We start from the raw sequence: 14,787 nt of genomic DNA, 5'->3' as shown, positions 1-14,787 counted from the left end.
AACAATCGAGGCAGCCGAATGCAGGAACTACTTCGAAAACGCAGGCTACGCTTCCGTCAAGATATGAAACGCTCTAGATGTTTAGTCCAGCATTCGTCCCGTCTCGGCCATCGCAAATAGCCGACTGAATTTAGGAGCATGTTGCCAAGGATCATTCCTTCGCCGTCTCGGCGGCCTTGATGTCCAGCAGCCCGTAGCCGAAGTCATCGTCCCGCCCTTTCGAACCGAGATCCCGGGCCGTTGCGGCCAGCGCCTTTTCGATGGCGTCGGCCGAGCGGTCCGGCGCGGCGTGGATGAGATTGGCAATGGCGCCCGAGACGATCGCGGCGGCGAACGATGTGCCGGTGACGACATCCGAGCCGGCTCCGCTCGGCGCCACCATCTCGACGCCCGGCGCCGAGATGAAGACATAGGCGCCGCGATTGGCCTGCGGCATTAGCCCATCCCTGGCGTCGGTGGCGGTCACCGCGATGACGCCGTCGAAGGCGGCCGGGTAGCCATAGGGCGCCTTGGGCCCGTTGTTGCCGGCGGCGGCGACAAGAACCATGCCGAGCGCGCGTGCATTGCGGCAGGCGATGCCGAGCAGGTCGTTCTTCGGACCGACGAAACTCATATTGATGATGCGCACGTCCTGCTCGGCCGCCCAGTCGAGCGCAGCAAGGATGACGTCCATTGTCGACTTGCCGCCTTCGAAGGCACGTGCGTGATAGATCCTGGCGCCGGGCGCCATGCCCTTGAGCGCGCCGACGCCGGCGATCAGCCCATCGACCGAAGTGCCGTGGTCGCGCTTTTCGACCGGCACGTCGGGCATGGCGTCGAACTGGCCGGCGATGACCCCGGCCAGCGTCGGATTGGTGTCGTCGATGCCGGTATCGATTACCGCGACGCGGACGTTCTCGCCGCTCGCCTGGCTGGGTTCCAGCGCGATGCGCTCGAACGCATAGTTGACGATGCCCGCCGCCTGCTGAAGCGAATAGATATGGTTGGGCTCACGCCGCTGCGTGCGGCTGTCGGCGGCAAGCTGCGCCAGCACCACGCCGACGGGGCGGCGGTCGGGAATGCCGAAGCGCACAAGCGTGGTGCCGAGCAAAAATGATTGCCGCTGCGAGCGCACATCGAGGCCGAAGGAAGCGGCGATCTGCTGCACGGCGCCCGCATCGCCATCGACGGTCACCAGCACCTCGTCGGGCACGAAATCGCCGGCCACGGCGCGTGGCGGCTGAACGGCGATGAGATCGCTTGGCGAGACGATCGGCCCGCCCGAAGGCGGTCCGGCCTGCGTGCCGGCGGGCGGCGCCGCCGGGTCCGGCCGTGGCGTCGGCACCGGTGCCGCGGGAGCGGCCGGATTGGGGAACAGGTCGACGATCAGGGCGGGAAGAAACACGGCACCGGCCGCGCTGCCGCTGTCGCCGCCGTCCTTGCCACAGTCGGCGCCTGCCGCATCGGTGCCGTCGCGGCAGTCGATCTTTCCCCGGTCGGCATTGGCGTCGTTGCCCTGCGCCGACGCAGGCCCGATGGCGATCGTCATCGCCGCCGCAAGGATTGCCGCAAATCGAATGACCGCCTCAGCCGCCATCGGCCGGTTTCCTTCCCTCGATCACGGTGTCGGTGAAAGGCTGGGCGGCAACAAGGCCGAGTTGCCTGGTGTAGTCGGCCGCGTTGGCGGCCGGAATGCCGAGCCGGAACACGCCCTCGGCGGTCGGTCCGTCCAGGATCTTCAGTCCGCTGCTGCCGAGAAAGGCGGCGATGTCGGACATTTTCGCGTCGGGCCTGAACTTGACCAGGGCGAACGGCATCTTCGCCATCTCGTCCTGCGCGCCCGCGATCTCGAAATTGCCGCCCTTGCCGCCGGGCTGCACGAACGACTGCACCATGACCAGCGCCAGCAGAGCCGCGGCCGCCGCCCAGGCGACGCCGACCGGCAGCGCCATGAAGCGGCTCCAGGCCTGCGCCAGCCAGGACGAACCGGCGGCGGCGCGCGCCGGGCCAGCCTCGGCATCGAGCGCCCTGGAAAAGCGGCTCAGCGCATCGGCCGGCGGACGGATCGCCTCATTGGCGGCCGCGGTGCTGGAGAATTCAGCCTCCGCCTCGCCAAGGGCGGCCATCGCCGTCGGATCGCTGGCCAGCCATTCCTCGACGGCCTCCAGTTCCGAGCCTTCCAGCGAACCGTTCAGGTAGAACGGCAGCAACGTTTCCATTTCGTCGCGGCGCGACATCTTTTCAGCGGCGCTCATGGCCACCCCCTGTCGTAACCGGCGGCCTTGAGGGCTTCGCCGAGTTTCTTGCGGGCATAAAACATGCGGGTCTTGACGGTCGCGACCGGGATGTCGAGCACCTCGCCGATCTCGGTCACCGATTGCCCCTGATAATAGGCGAGATCGATGACCACGCGATGCTCGCGCGGCAAGGCATCGATGAAGCGGCGCAAGGCAGTGCTCTTGTCCTCCTTCATGGCAACGATCTCGGGCGTATCGGCGCCGTCGGGCACCGCGGCTGCGGCCTCGTCGTCGATCCAGTCTTCCTTTTTCTTGCGCAACAGGGACAGCGCCTTGAAGCGGGCGATGCCGAGCAGCCATGTCGAGACTTCGGAACGTCCCTCGAAACCCGGCGCCTGGCGCCACAGTTCGAGGAACACCTCGTTCGCGATGTCGTCAGCCATCATTTCCGATCCCGTCTGGCGCGCCACGAAGCGGTATATCCGCGCGTGGTGGCGCATGAACAGGAGCCGCACGGCGGCCCGGTCGCCCTTCGCGACCCGCTCGACAAGCGCGCGATCGGTCTCCATCGCGCCGGTCATGACCGATCGAGCCGCCTGGCTCCTGCCTGCTCTGTCGCTGATCGGCTCAAAAAGGTTCATCCTCCGCCAAGGAATTTGCGGAGGCTAACCGAAGAAGATGAGCCTTGCCAGTGGGTGAAGGGGAAGCTAGCTCAGGAAAGGCTTCGCCTTCATCGTCGCCGGCACCGACACCCCCAGTCGGCTTAGAACCGTCGGCGCCAGCTGCAGCTGGTCGAGCAGTGTGTCGGCATCCGGTCCCTTGCCGGCGCCGAAATAATACAGCGCGAAATCCTGCATCTCCTCATCATGGCCGCCATGGTGGCCGCGGTCGGTCTGGCCGTGATCGGCGGTGACGATCACTTCATAGCCGGCGTCGCGCCAGCGCGGCAGGAAAGCGGCCAGCATGCCGTCCATCGCGTAGCACGCATGGTCCATCTCGTGACAGTCATGGCCGAAACGGTGGCCCATCGAGTCCAGCGTGCAAGTGTGCAGGATGCCGTAATCGATGCCGTGGCGGCTGCTCAGCATGGTCAGCGTGGCGAACAGGTCGACGTCGCTCGGCGTCATCTGGTTGCGCGCGTTGTAGCCGGTCATGGTGTGGAAGCGGCCATGCGTGATCGGCCCGCCCGGCTCGTCATACTCCATGTCCTCGACGAGGTCGAACGGGTAGGAACGGAAGAACTCCGACCAGTAGGAGTGGGTGACCGCGCCGGTTATTCCCCCGGCCCCGGTGACCTCCGAGAAGATGTCGGGCTGGCTGACGCGGAAGCGGTTCTCGTTGGAAAGAATGCCATGCGCCTGCGGCGGCACCCCGGTGTGGATCGAAGCATAACAGCAGGCCGAGGTCGACGGCAGCACCGAGCGCATCCTCCATACCCGCGCTTCGCCCGACTGCACCCAGCCTTCGAGGTTGCCCATCAGCCGGCGCCAGTTCCGGTAAGGCACGCCGTCGAGGATGATCAGCAACAGTTTGGTCTTGAGCGCCACGAGCTGCTCCATGCGATTGTGGGGGGAACGAGCACGCCGCGTGTCGCACGGACACGCGGCGTGCTCGGCAGGAACTTGATGTCAGGCGTTCAGCCAGCATTCGGCGAGCGCGTAGCCGTCCATCATCTCGCCGATCGGGCTCTTGGCGAAGCCGCCGATCTTGTTGGTGGCGGCGTCGATGAACTGGTTGAAGAAAGGCACGATCAATCCGCCTTCGTCGCGCATCAGCTCGGCCATGTCGTGATAGATCGCCTTGCGCTTGTCCTGGTCGAGCTCGCCGCGCGCCGCAAACAGCATCTTGTCGAACTCGGGCCGCTTGAAACGCGTGTCGTTCCAGTCGGCGTTCGACACATAGCCGGTGGAATACATCTGGTCCTGCGTGGCACGCCCGCCCCAGTAAGACAGCGAGAAAGGCTGCTTGTTCCAGACCTCCGACCAATAGCCGTCGCCAGGCTCGCGCTTGATCTCGATCTTGATGCCGGCCTTGGCGGCACTCTGCTGATAGAGCTGTGCCGCATCGACGGCCCCGGGGAAGGCGACGTCGGAGGTGCGCAGCAGGATCGAGCCGCTGTGGCCCGACTTCTTGTAGAGCGCTGCAGCCTTTTCCGGGTCGAACTTGCGCTGTTCGATGGCCGAAAACAGCGGATAGGCCTCGTTGATCGGGAAGTCATTGCCGACCGAACCGTAGCCGCGCAGGATCTTTTCCAGCATCTCGTCGCGGTCCATGGCGAGCTTGAGCGCCATCCTGAGATCGCCGTTGTCGAAGGGCGCGGTGTCGCAGAACATGTTGAACGGGTAATAGCCCTTGCCCGAAACGTTCTCGATGCTGACGCCGGGGATGCGCTTGACGAGATCGACCACCTTCGGCTCGACGCGATTGATCATGTGCACCTGGCCGCCTTGCAGGGCCGCCAGCCGCGCCGTCGCATCGTTGATGACGACGATCTCGACCTGGTCGGCATGGCCCGCCTTGTCGCCCTGCCAGTAATTGGCGAAGCGCTCGCCGCCATGGCGCACGCCGGGCTGGTTGACGGTCACCTTATAGGGGCCGGCGCTGATGCCCGCGTTCGGATCGTCCTTGCCGCCATTGGGCTGGATGACGAGATGATAGTCGGCCATCAGATAGGGGAAGTCGGCATCGGCGTCGGCAAGCGTGACGACGACCTCCTTGCCGTTGGCCTTGATGCCCTTGATGTTCTTGAGAATGCCGAGTGCGCCCGACTTCGACTTCTCGTCGGCGTGGCGCTCGATGGTGGCCGCGACATCCTCGGCGCCGACCGTCTTGCCATTGTGGAACTCGATGCCGTCGCGGATCTTGATCGTCCAGGTCTTGGCATCCGGGGAAGCGCCGATGTCCTCGGCGATCAGGTTGACCAACCTGTTGTCGGGGGTGAGGCGAACCAGATATTCGCCCCACTGCTTGCCGAAGCTGAAGGTGACCTGGCTGAGGTTCAGCGCCGGATCGAGGCTGTTGGTCGATTCGCCGCCCTGCAGGCCGGCCTTGAGAATGCCGCCCTTGACCGGCGTCTGCGCGAAGGCTTTCCCGGCCAGCGTCGTTGCCAGCGCCGCCGACATGCCCAGCGCCGCGGTGCGCCCGAGAAAGTCACGCCGCGATATCCGGCCTTGGCCGGCGAGTTCAGCGAGATGGTCGAGTTCAGTCTTCATGTCCTACCCCTTTTTGAAACAACCGCACACAGGCGATGCCGTCCGAAGGACGTCTGGCCCTCCAGTGTTGCATCCGGATGACGTTCGTCATCTCCTTGACTGGCGAACCGCTGGCTAGTTCCCGGCGCTCGCCATGCGTCGCCCCTTGATCGCCTTTTCCAGCCAGCCGATCTCCATTTCCGGAACCGAGGACAGCAGGAGGTCGGTATAGGCATCGAAAGGCGGTGTGAGCACCTTGCTTTTGGAACCGTAACGGACCACCTCGCCGCGATACATCACCGCGATCGAATCGGCGATCGACCTTACCGTCGCAAGGTCGTGGGTAATGAAGAGATATGCGACCTTCTCGTGCTGCTGCAGGTTCAACAAAAGCTTGAGAATGCCGTTGGCCACCAGCGGGTCGAGCGCCGAGGTCACCTCGTCGCAGATGATCAGCTTCGGTTTGGCGGCGAGCGAGCGGGCGATGCAGACGCGCTGCTTCTGGCCGCCCGACAGCTCCGCCGGATAGCGGTCGAGGAAGCCTTTGCCCATCTCGATCTCGTCGAGCAATTCGGCGACGCGCCGGTCGCGCTCACGTCCCCGCATGCCGAAATAGAACTCCAGCGGCCGGCCGATGATGGTGCCGACGGTCTGGCGCGGGTTCATGGCCACGTCGGCCATCTGGTAGATCATCTGCAGCTGCCGCAGATCCTCCTTCGGCCGGTCGGCAAGTCGGTTGGCAAGCGGGCGCCCGTCGAAGGTCACCGTGCCCTGTTCGGGCGGCAGGAGCCCTGTGATGGCGCGCGCCAGCGTCGACTTGCCGGAGCCGGACTCGCCGACCACCGCCAGCGTCTGGCCGGGATAGATATCGACGGAGACGTTCTTCAGCACCTTGACATGACCGCCGCCATAAGCGGCGGTGACGTTCTTCACGGACAGGAATGGCGAGACGCCGGGTTTCTGCTCGGCGTGTTCGATCTCGTGCACTGACACCAGAGCGTTGGTGTACTCCTGGCGCGGCTCCTTGATGATCTGGCGGGTGCCGCCCCATTCGACCAGCCGGCCGTGGCGCAGCACCATGATCTCGTCCGACACCTGGGCGACGACGGCGAGGTCGTGGGTGATGTAGAGCGCGGCCACATGCGTGTCGCGGATGGCGTCCTTGATCGCCGACAGCACGTCGATCTGCGTCGTCACGTCGAGCGCCGTCGTCGGCTCGTCGAAGACGATCAGGTCCGGTTCCGAGCACAGCGCCATCGCCGTCATCACACGCTGCAGCTGGCCTCCGGAGACCTGGTGCGGGAAACGCTCGCCGATGGTTTCGGGATTGGGCAGGCTCAGCTTCTTGAACAGCGCGACGGCGCGTTTCTCGGCCTCCGCGCGCGTCGCCCTGCCGTGCAGGAGGGTGGCTTCGACAACCTGGTCCATCAGCCTGTGCGCCGGGTTGAACGCCGCTGCCGCCGACTGCGCGACATAGCAGACCTCGCGGCCGCGCAGCCTGCGGAAACCTTCCTTGCCGCCCTTGAGGATGTCGCGGCCGTTGAGGAGCACCTCGCCGCCGGTGATGCGCACGCCGCCGCGCCCATAACCCATCGAAGACAGGCCGATGGTCGACTTGCCGGCACCGGATTCGCCGATCAGGCCGAGCACCTTGCCCTTTTCCAGGGTCAGCGAGACGTCGTGGACGAGCGTGATGGTCTTTGGCGCTTCGCCCGGTGGGTAGACCATGGCTTCGATGCGCAGGTTGCGGATATCGAGGAGCGGGCTGGATTTCGCTTTGCTGTCGGCCATCATCCGCGTCCTCCTTTCAGGCTTGTCGTGCGGTTGAGCACCCAGTCGGCGACGAGATTGACCGAGATCGCAAGCGCCGCGATCGCGGCCGCCGGTATGAGCGCCGCGGCAATGCCGAAGACGATGCCGTCCTTGTTTTCCTTGACCATGCCGCCCCAGTCGGCATCCGGCGGCTGTACGCCGAGGCCAAGAAAGGAGAGCGTCGACAGGAACAGCACGGCATAGATGAAGCGCAGGCCGAGTTCCGAGACCAGCGGCGACAGCGCATTGGGCAGGATCTCGCGGAAGATGATCCAGGCGCTGCCTTCGCCGCGCAGCTTGGCGGCTTCGACATAGTCCATGACGTTGATGTCGACGGCCACCGCGCGCGACAGGCGGTAGACGCGGGTCGAGTCAAGAATGCCCATCACCAGGATCAGCGTCACCAGGTTTGTCGGCAGCACCGAGAGCACGACAAGGCCCATGATCAGCGTCGGGATCGACATCAGGAGATCGACGAGGCGCGACAGCAGCGTGTCGAACCAGCCGCCGAACACCGCCGCCGAAAAGCCGAGAATGGCGCCAAGCGAGAAGGACAACGCCGTGGCGAGCACTGCGATGAACAGGGTGATGCGCGCACCATAGATCATGCGCGACAGCAGATCGCGGCCAAGGTTGTCGGTGCCCAGCCAATGCGCCGCCGACATCGGCTCCCAGACGTCGCCGACGATCTCGCCATTGCCGTGCGGCGCAAGCCACGGCGCGAAGATAGCCGCCAACACGAACAGGGCCGTCAGCACCAGGCCGACCAGCGCGGGCACGGGGATGCGTTTGATGTCGAGCATGCCCGCCCTCTTCATTTGGGATGCCTCAGGCGCGGATTGGCGACGATTGCCGCTATATCAGCGATGATGTTGAGGCCGATATAGACGGCGGCGAAGATCAGTCCGACCGCCTGCACCACCGGCACGTCGCGCTTGGTGACGTGATCGACCAGATACTGCCCCATACCGGGATAGACGAAGATCACTTCGACCACGACCACGCCGACGATCAGATAGGCGAGGTTGAGCATGACCACGTTGATGATCGGCGCGATGGCGTTCGGGAAGGCATGTTTGCGGATGACCGCGAAAGCCGAGAGCCCCTTGAGCTCGGCGGTCTCCACATAGGCCGATTGCATGACGTTTAGGATCGCAGCGCGCGTCATGCGCATCATATGGGCAAGCACCACCAGCGTCAGCGCCGCCGCCGGCAGCGCGATCGCCTGCATGCGTTCACCGAAAGGCATGCCGTCATAGACGGTCGAGATGGCGGGGAACCACTGATGCTGAACCGCGAAGTAGAAGACCAGCAAGTAGCCGATGAAGAATTCCGGGAAGGAGGTCGAGGCGAGCGCCAGTCCCGAGATCAGCTTGTCGACCCAGCCATTGCGGTAGCGCACCGCGATCAGGCCAAGCGTTATGGCCAGTGGAATGGCCACGATCGCCGCCCAGAAGGCGAGGAAAAGCGTGTTCCACAGCCGGCCCTTGATCGATGTCGCGATATCCTGTCCGCTCGACATGGCGGTCCCGAGATCGCCGGTCAAAACGCCGCCGAGCCAGCGGAAATACCTGATATAGGCCGGATCGTTGAGCCCAAGCTGCTCACGCAGATTGGCGAGCGATTCCGGTGTCGCCGACTGCCCTAGGATGGCTTGCGCGACGTCGCCGGGCAGGATCTGTGTGCCGGCGAAGATCAGGACCGAGACGGCCAACAAAAGGAGGATGCCCAGCGCGACGCGCTGGGCCACCAGTTTCACGATGGGTGAGGACATCTGGGCAAGGCCGGCTCAGGCTTCGAGCCAGCACTTTGCCAGGGCATAGCCATTCATCAACTCCTGGTGCGGATCGTCCACCCAGCCGCCCACCTTGGCGCCGGTGGCGTCGATGAACTGGTTGAACATCGGCAGGATCAGGCCGCCTTCGTCGCGCACCATGACGGCCATGTCGTGATACATCGCCTTGCGCTTGGCCTCGTCCAGCTCGGCGCGCGCCGCCAGCACCATCTTGTCGAAATCCGGGCGCTTGAAACGCGTGTCGTTCCAGTCGGCGGTCGACAGGTAGGCGGTCGAGTACATCTGGTCCTGGGTCGAGCGTCCGCCCCAATAGGAGGCGCAGAAGGGCTGCTTGTTCCAGACCTCGTTCCAGTAGCCGTCGCCCGGCTCGCGCTTGAGCTCGATCTGGATGCCGGCCTTGGCCGCGCTCTGCTGGAAAAGCTGGGACGCGTCGACGGCGCCGGGAAAGGCGACGTCGGAGGTCCTGAGCAGCACCGCGCCGTCATGCCCCGACTTCTTGTAGTGGAACTTGGCCTTGTCCGGATCGTATGTGCGCTGCTCGATCTCGGTGAACAGCGGGTAGGCGGCATTGATCGGGAAATCATTGCCGAGCGAACCGTAACCGCGCAGCACCTTCTTCAGCATTTCTTCGCGGTCGATCGCCAGCTTCAGCGCCATCCTGAGGTCGTTGTTGTCGAACGGCGCCGTATTGCAGTGCATGATGAAGACGTAGTGGCCCGGTCCCGCATGGTTGCGGATGGTGACGCCCGGCACGCGTTTGATCAGGTCGACGATCTTCGGCTCGACGCGGTTGACCATGTTGACCTGGCCGCCCTGCAGGGCGGCCGTACGGGCCGTAGCGTCGTTGATGACGATGATCTCGATCTGGTCGGCATGGCCCATCTTGTCGCCCTGCCAGTAATTGGCGAAGCGCTCGCCGCCATGGCGCACGCCGGGCTCGTTGGTGGTGACCTTGTAAGGGCCCGCCGAGATGCCGGCATCGGCCTTGTCCTTGCCGCCATTGGGCTGGACGATCAGGTGGTAGTCGCTGAGCAGGTAGGGCAGATCGGCATTGGCCTCCTTCAGCGTCAGCACCACTTCCTTGCCGCTGGCCTTGATGCTTTCGATGCCTTTCATGTAGCCGAGCGCGCCGGACTTCGACTTCTCGTCCGAATGACGCTCGAGCGTGGCGGCGACGTCTTCGGCGGTCACCGTCTTGCCATTGTGGAATTCGACGCCGTCGCGGATCTTCAGTGTCCAGACCTTGGCATCGTCGGACGAGCCGATCTCCTCGGCGATGCGGTTCTCGAGCTTGCCCTCTGGGGAAAGCTCGACGATCAGTTCGCCCCACATCTTGCCGAAGGCGAACGGCACCTGCGTCATGAACAGGGCTGGATCCAGGCTGTTGGTGGACTCGCCGCCAACCAGGCCTGCCTTGAGCGTGCCGCCCTTGACCGGGCCGGCTGCGCGCGCCGCGCTCGAAAGCAGTGAGTTGGCGAAGGTCGCGGTGACGCCGAGCGCTGCCGCCCGGCCGAGAAAATCCCGACGGCTGAGCTTGCCTGAGGCGACGCGTCGGCTAAGGAATTCCAGTTCGTTTGACATTTTGAGTTCCTCACTCTGTTGGTTCGACCTTAGTGGTCGTTTTCTTGTTTCTTGTGAGGGGAATAATGACCGCAAGGGAAAGCGGTAAGCAAGACCGAATGCGACATGCCGTGGCGTAAATGGCACGTCGCAATTGGACCAATGCCTTGCCGCTCAAACAAGCGAGCGCGGAACCGCCTGTTCAAAATCGCGTTCGAAGACGAGTTTTTCGCCTTCGTAAGCTTCAATTCGGGCGCTTACGATGAAGTTTTTGGCGTCCGAGCGTATTTCGGCCGATGTTTCGGTGCGCACCGACCATCCGCTTCGCGACAGGGTTTGCGTCCAATGCGTCCGTCCCCCAGCCGACAACGGATCGTCCGGATGGATCGTCCAGGTCTCGCGGGCGATGCTGCCGTTCGCCAGGCCATGTGCAAGATCGCGCACCTCGCCGAAATCGTCTTCTATGGAAAGCGTGACGATGCCGGTCTTCTCGTCGCGGTCGACGCGGCGTTCCGAATTGGCCGGGCGGATCGTCTCGGTTGCCCAGGGGGAAGCAGCCTCCGGCGCGGCGAACGTGACCTCGTCGCCCGTCGCCAGCGGGCGCAGCGGCAGCTTCAGCGTCGCCGCCGACAGGCTCAGGCGGACCGGCTCCGGCGAGGGCCAGATCATGGGCCAATAGGCGTTCGAGACGGCTATGCGCAAATGGTGGCCGGCCGGCACGCGATAGGCGCACTGGTCGAGCACGACGCGTGCCGAAACGCTCTCGCCGGGGACAAGCGCTTGCGGGAATTCGTGCGAGAGGCGATGCGTCAGGTTGAGCACGCCATAGGAGATCAGTTCGGAGGCGCCATCGGGATGCACGTCGCAAAGCCGCACCGCGATGTTGGCCTGCGGGCGGTCGCAGGATAACCGGACGTCGACTTCCGGTGCGCCGACGACGTCGATCGCCTCGGCGAGTTCCGGCTGGTCGAAACACACCGACAGCGCGTCGTCGGGACGCTGGTCGCCCGGCAATTCCGGGCCGAAGGTGAACGGGAAATACTCACCGCCGGCCAGCCCACAGCTTTGCGGCGAAGCGATGGTGACGGATTTACCGCCCGCCGGGATCAATTCGATCGTTTGCGTCTTGATGTCGGGCGAAGGCCACTGCCGCTCCGCCACCCAGCGGCCCGGCCGTTCCGGATGCCAGCGCGCCGGCCGCACGCTGTCCATCACATAGGCGCGGTAGGCCGGGTCGGCCTCGACGCCGGTCTCGACGCCCTTTAGCCAGCGGTCCCACCAGCGTAGCGCTTCCTGCAGGAAGCCGATTGCCGGCTGGGGCCCGGCATAATGCGGGTATTTGTGGATCCAGGGGCCGACGATGCCTTTGACCGGCGCCTCGATGTTGGCGACGAGATGCGAGATGGTGTTGCGGTAGCCGTCATGCCAGCCGCCGATCGACAGCACCGCGGCCTTGACGGCGGAGAAATCCTCGCAGATCGAGCCGCGTTTCCAGTAGGCGTCGCGGTGCTGGTGGCCAAGCCAGAGCGGCAAAAGGAACGACTGGTTCTCCAGTCGGCTGAGCCACAGGTCGCGCCATCTGTTGTCGCCCGCCAGCAGCGGGTCCGGCGGCCGTGACGAATAGGACAGCATTGTCGAGGCCCAGCCGAAATTTTCCAGCAGCAGGCAGCCGCCCTTGTAGTGGATGTCGTCGGCATAGCGATCAACGGTCGAGCACAGGCTGATGACCGCCTTGAGCGCCGGCGGCTGCATGGCTGCCACCTGAAGGCAGTTGAAGCCGCCCCAGGAAATGCCCATCATGCCGACATTGCCGTTGCACCAGGGTTGGGCGGCCGCCCAGGCGATGACGTCGCAGGCATCCTGCAATTCCTGCTCGGAATATTCGTCGTCCATCAGCCCTTCGGAATCGCCGTTGCCGCGCATGTCGACGCGGATCGAGGCATAGCCGTGGCCGGCGAAATAGGGATGCGTCAGCTGGTCGCGAAAGATGGTGCCGTCGCGCTTGCGGTAGGGCAGGTGCTCGAGGATGACAGGCACCGGATCGTCGCCGGCATCTTCCGGCATCCACACCCGCGCCGACAGCCGGCAGCCATCCGGCATAACGATGCCCATATCAGGGAATTCGACGACCTTGCGGGGAAACTCGGTGACGGTTTTCATGGCGCGCATAACGCCTCGCGGCGCGGCAAGTTTCAATCGCCATTCGCGACTGGAGCAGTGGAATATGCGACCTGTGCCGCTGCTTGGTGCCCTCAGTTCAGCGGAATGTCGTTCTCGGCCTTGTTGGCCTGGTAGTCGCCAGAGAGCGCTTCATAAAGTGCTGCAATCTTGCCGATGCGCGCCTCCAGCCGCCCGCGTTCCGCCTCGGGCAGTGCCCGCACCAGCCTGCGGATCGAAAAGCTCTTCCAATAGGCGTTCTCGGCATTGTAGCCGCCGGGATCGAGGGTGAAGACCTCTTTCAGGATTTTCAGATCGTGCGGGATGGCAAAACTGTCGCGCGAATCCTCGTGGCTGAACAGATAGTAGAAATTGTCGAAACCGGTCCAGGTGATCGCCGACAGACAGAGCGAACAGGGCTCGTGCGTGGCCAGGAAGATGGCCTCCGTGGTGTCGACACGTTCGGCGCTCGGCATTTCGTAGAAGCGTTTCAGGCAGTGCACTTCGCCATGCCAGAGCGGGTTTTCGATCTCGTTGTTGGTTTCGGCCAGCACCAGCGAGCGGTCGCCTTTCTTCAGGATCGCCGCGCCGAACAGCTTGTTGCCATGGGCGACGCCTTCCTGCGTCTTCGGCACGATGTCGTGCTCGATGACGTCGAGCAGGCGGTCGATCAGCGAAATGTCGGTCATCAAAGGATCTCGTCGGGGAGATGAATCTCGTAGGCGTGCGAAAAATGGAATTCTTCGAGATTGGAGCCGTCGCCGCCACGGTCGACGATCAGGAAATCCTGGGGCTCACCCAATGGCGTCAGTACGCCGTGCCATAGATTGCGTGAATAATTGATGCCTTGCCCTGGCTTGGTGATGAAGGCATGCGGCTCGGCCGGACCGTCCTTGCCGTCATGGCAGACGACGACCAGGAACGGTCGTGGCGACAGCGGGACAAAGGCCTGGCTGCCGAGCGGGTGACGCTCGACCATGGTCAGCGCCAGCGGCAATTCGTAAGGCGTGCCGCGCACCATCGAGATCAGCACGCGCGCATTCGGCCCTACCGCCTCGGCGGTCGCCAGATCATGGTAGCGCTCGGCCTTGCCGCCATTGATCGGGTAGTGGTTGTCGCCGCCCATGTCGATGACATCGCCGAACGGGGCAAAGCCCTCGCGGGTCAGCGGCCGCGCGACGATGCGGGTCACGGCGCACGCCCCGCGATCCCGGCACCGCCGAGCTTGGCGTGCCGGTTGACGTCCTTGTAGAGCAGATAGCGGAATTTTCCCGGTCCGCCGGCATAGCAGGCCTGCGGACAGAAGGCGCGCAGCCACATATAGTCGCCGGCCTCCACCTCGACCCAGTCCTGGTTGAGCCGGTAGACGGCCTTGCCTTCCAGGACATAGAGCCCGTGCTCCATGACATGGGTCTCGGCAAAGGGAATGACCGCGCCCGGTTCGAGGGTGACGATGGTCATGTGCATGTCATGGCGCATGTCGGCCGGATCGACGAAGCGCGTCGTCGCCCAACGGCCGTCGGTACCGGGCATCGGCGTCGGCCCGATGTCCTGCTCGTTGGTGAAGAAGGCTTGCGGGACCTCGAGGCCGCTGACGGACTCATAAGCCTTGCGTATCCAGTGAAAGCGGACAGCCGCATTGCTTTCGTTGCGAACAGTCCAGCCGCTCGACGGCGGCAGGAAGGCGAAGCCGCCCGGCCGCAAGACATGTCTTTCGCCGGCAAGCAGGACGGTCAGTTCGCCTTCGACCACGAACAAGGCGCCCTCGGCGCCGGCATCGGGTTCCGGCCGGTCGCTGCCACCGCCGGGCGCGATCTCGACGATGTACTGCGAAAACGTCTCGGCAAAGCCCGACAGCGGCCTCGACAATATCCAGACGCGGGTCTTGTCCCAGAATGGCAGGGCGCTGGTGACGATGTCCTGCATCACGCCCTTGGGGATGACGGCATAGGCCTCGGTGAAGACGGCGCGGCCGGTCAGAAGCTCACTCTGGCCGGAATGGCCGCCATGTGGAGCATAATAGGTTCGCTCGGGCATCCTGATCGTATCCATGGGT

General features: G+C 64.3%; 13 protein-coding genes. All 13 read right to left on the bottom strand.

The window, feature by feature from the left end; translation table 11 throughout:
- Positions 1–151: 151 nt before the first annotated feature.
- Complete coding sequence (locus tag FJ986_RS10690; protein ID WP_140674219.1) at positions 152–1,576, bottom strand: S8 family serine peptidase; 1,425 nt, start codon at positions 1,574–1,576, stop codon at positions 152–154.
- Positions 1,566–2,234: an anti-sigma factor gene (locus FJ986_RS10685; protein ID WP_140501198.1), complete on the bottom strand. Its 669-nt coding sequence runs from the start codon at positions 2,232–2,234 to the stop codon at positions 1,566–1,568. The genes FJ986_RS10690 and FJ986_RS10685 overlap by 11 nt, the downstream gene beginning before the upstream one ends.
- The gene (locus tag FJ986_RS10680) at positions 2,231–2,797 is read right to left on the bottom strand and encodes a sigma-70 family RNA polymerase sigma factor (RefSeq protein WP_140512795.1); all 567 of its coding nucleotides are present in this window, start codon (positions 2,795–2,797) and stop codon (positions 2,231–2,233) included. Before FJ986_RS10680 ends, FJ986_RS10685 begins: the two co-directional genes overlap by 4 nt.
- Before the next feature lie 126 nt (positions 2,798–2,923).
- Positions 2,924–3,763 (bottom strand): alkaline phosphatase family protein, encoded by an 840-nt coding sequence (locus FJ986_RS10675; RefSeq protein ID WP_140558768.1) that lies wholly within the window; start codon positions 3,761–3,763, stop codon positions 2,924–2,926.
- Positions 3,764–3,844: 81 nt separating this feature from the next.
- A complete protein-coding gene (locus FJ986_RS10670) occupies positions 3,845–5,428 on the bottom strand; it encodes an ABC transporter substrate-binding protein (RefSeq protein WP_140633675.1) in 1,584 nt (527 codons plus the stop codon).
- Positions 5,429–5,542: 114 nt separating this feature from the next.
- Positions 5,543–7,198, bottom strand: coding sequence for an ABC transporter ATP-binding protein (locus FJ986_RS10665; protein WP_140501254.1), 1,656 nt, complete (start codon positions 7,196–7,198; stop codon positions 5,543–5,545).
- On the bottom strand, positions 7,198–8,022 hold the full coding sequence (locus FJ986_RS10660) for an ABC transporter permease (protein ID WP_140512801.1): 825 nt from the start codon (positions 8,020–8,022) through the stop codon (positions 7,198–7,200). Before FJ986_RS10660 ends, FJ986_RS10665 begins: the two co-directional genes overlap by 1 nt.
- 11 nt (positions 8,023–8,033) lie before the next feature.
- Positions 8,034–8,993, bottom strand: coding sequence for an ABC transporter permease (locus FJ986_RS10655; protein WP_140512803.1), 960 nt, complete (start codon positions 8,991–8,993; stop codon positions 8,034–8,036).
- A gap of 15 nt (positions 8,994–9,008) precedes the next feature.
- Positions 9,009–10,595 carry an ABC transporter substrate-binding protein gene (locus tag FJ986_RS10650; RefSeq protein ID WP_140512805.1) on the bottom strand — a complete coding sequence of 529 codons (1,587 nt, stop codon included), beginning with the start codon at positions 10,593–10,595 and terminating at the stop codon, positions 9,009–9,011.
- Between the two features lie 153 nt (positions 10,596–10,748).
- Positions 10,749–12,734 carry a CocE/NonD family hydrolase gene (locus FJ986_RS10645; protein WP_140650880.1) on the bottom strand — a complete coding sequence of 662 codons (1,986 nt, stop codon included), beginning with the start codon at positions 12,732–12,734 and terminating at the stop codon, positions 10,749–10,751.
- 92 nt (positions 12,735–12,826) lie between these two features.
- On the bottom strand, positions 12,827–13,420 hold the full coding sequence (locus tag FJ986_RS10640) for a nucleoside deaminase (RefSeq protein ID WP_140650883.1): 594 nt from the start codon (positions 13,418–13,420) through the stop codon (positions 12,827–12,829).
- Positions 13,420–13,923: an ureidoglycolate lyase gene (locus FJ986_RS10635; RefSeq protein WP_140501180.1), complete on the bottom strand. Its 504-nt coding sequence runs from the start codon at positions 13,921–13,923 to the stop codon at positions 13,420–13,422. The genes FJ986_RS10640 and FJ986_RS10635 overlap by 1 nt, the downstream gene beginning before the upstream one ends.
- Positions 13,920–14,783 (bottom strand): bifunctional allantoicase/(S)-ureidoglycine aminohydrolase, encoded by an 864-nt coding sequence (locus FJ986_RS10630; protein ID WP_140567850.1) that lies wholly within the window; start codon positions 14,781–14,783, stop codon positions 13,920–13,922. Before FJ986_RS10630 ends, FJ986_RS10635 begins: the two co-directional genes overlap by 4 nt.
- Between the last annotated feature and the right edge of the window lie 4 nt (positions 14,784–14,787).

Source organism: Mesorhizobium sp. B1-1-1 (assembly GCF_006442955.1).
In the GTDB taxonomy this organism is placed as follows: Bacteria; Pseudomonadota; Alphaproteobacteria; order Rhizobiales; family Rhizobiaceae; genus Mesorhizobium.
This window is presented reverse-complemented; position numbering and strand designations above follow the sequence as displayed.

Bases quoted from the DNA above. Each gene is read 5' to 3' on its own strand.
- FJ986_RS10655 (WP_140512803.1), bottom strand. From the start codon at position 8,993: ATGTCCTCACCCATCGTGAAACTGGTGGCCCAGCGCGTCGCGCTGGGC.
- FJ986_RS10670 (WP_140633675.1), bottom strand. From the start codon at position 5,428: ATGAAGACTGAACTCGACCATCTCGCTGAACTCGCCGGCCAAGGCCGG.
- FJ986_RS10630 (WP_140567850.1), bottom strand. From the start codon at position 14,783: ATGGATACGATCAGGATGCCCGAGCGAACCTATTATGCTCCACATGGC.
- FJ986_RS10660 (WP_140512801.1), bottom strand. From the start codon at position 8,022: ATGCTCGACATCAAACGCATCCCCGTGCCCGCGCTGGTCGGCCTGGTG.
- FJ986_RS10665 (WP_140501254.1), bottom strand. From the start codon at position 7,198: ATGGCCGACAGCAAAGCGAAATCCAGCCCGCTCCTCGATATCCGCAAC.
- FJ986_RS10690 (WP_140674219.1), bottom strand. From the start codon at position 1,576: ATGGCGGCTGAGGCGGTCATTCGATTTGCGGCAATCCTTGCGGCGGCG.
- FJ986_RS10645 (WP_140650880.1), bottom strand. From the start codon at position 12,734: ATGAAAACCGTCACCGAGTTTCCCCGCAAGGTCGTCGAATTCCCTGAT.
- FJ986_RS10650 (WP_140512805.1), bottom strand. From the start codon at position 10,595: ATGTCAAACGAACTGGAATTCCTTAGCCGACGCGTCGCCTCAGGCAAG.
- FJ986_RS10680 (WP_140512795.1), bottom strand. From the start codon at position 2,797: ATGACCGGCGCGATGGAGACCGATCGCGCGCTTGTCGAGCGGGTCGCG.
- FJ986_RS10685 (WP_140501198.1), bottom strand. From the start codon at position 2,234: ATGAGCGCCGCTGAAAAGATGTCGCGCCGCGACGAAATGGAAACGTTG.
- FJ986_RS10640 (WP_140650883.1), bottom strand. From the start codon at position 13,420: ATGACCGACATTTCGCTGATCGACCGCCTGCTCGACGTCATCGAGCAC.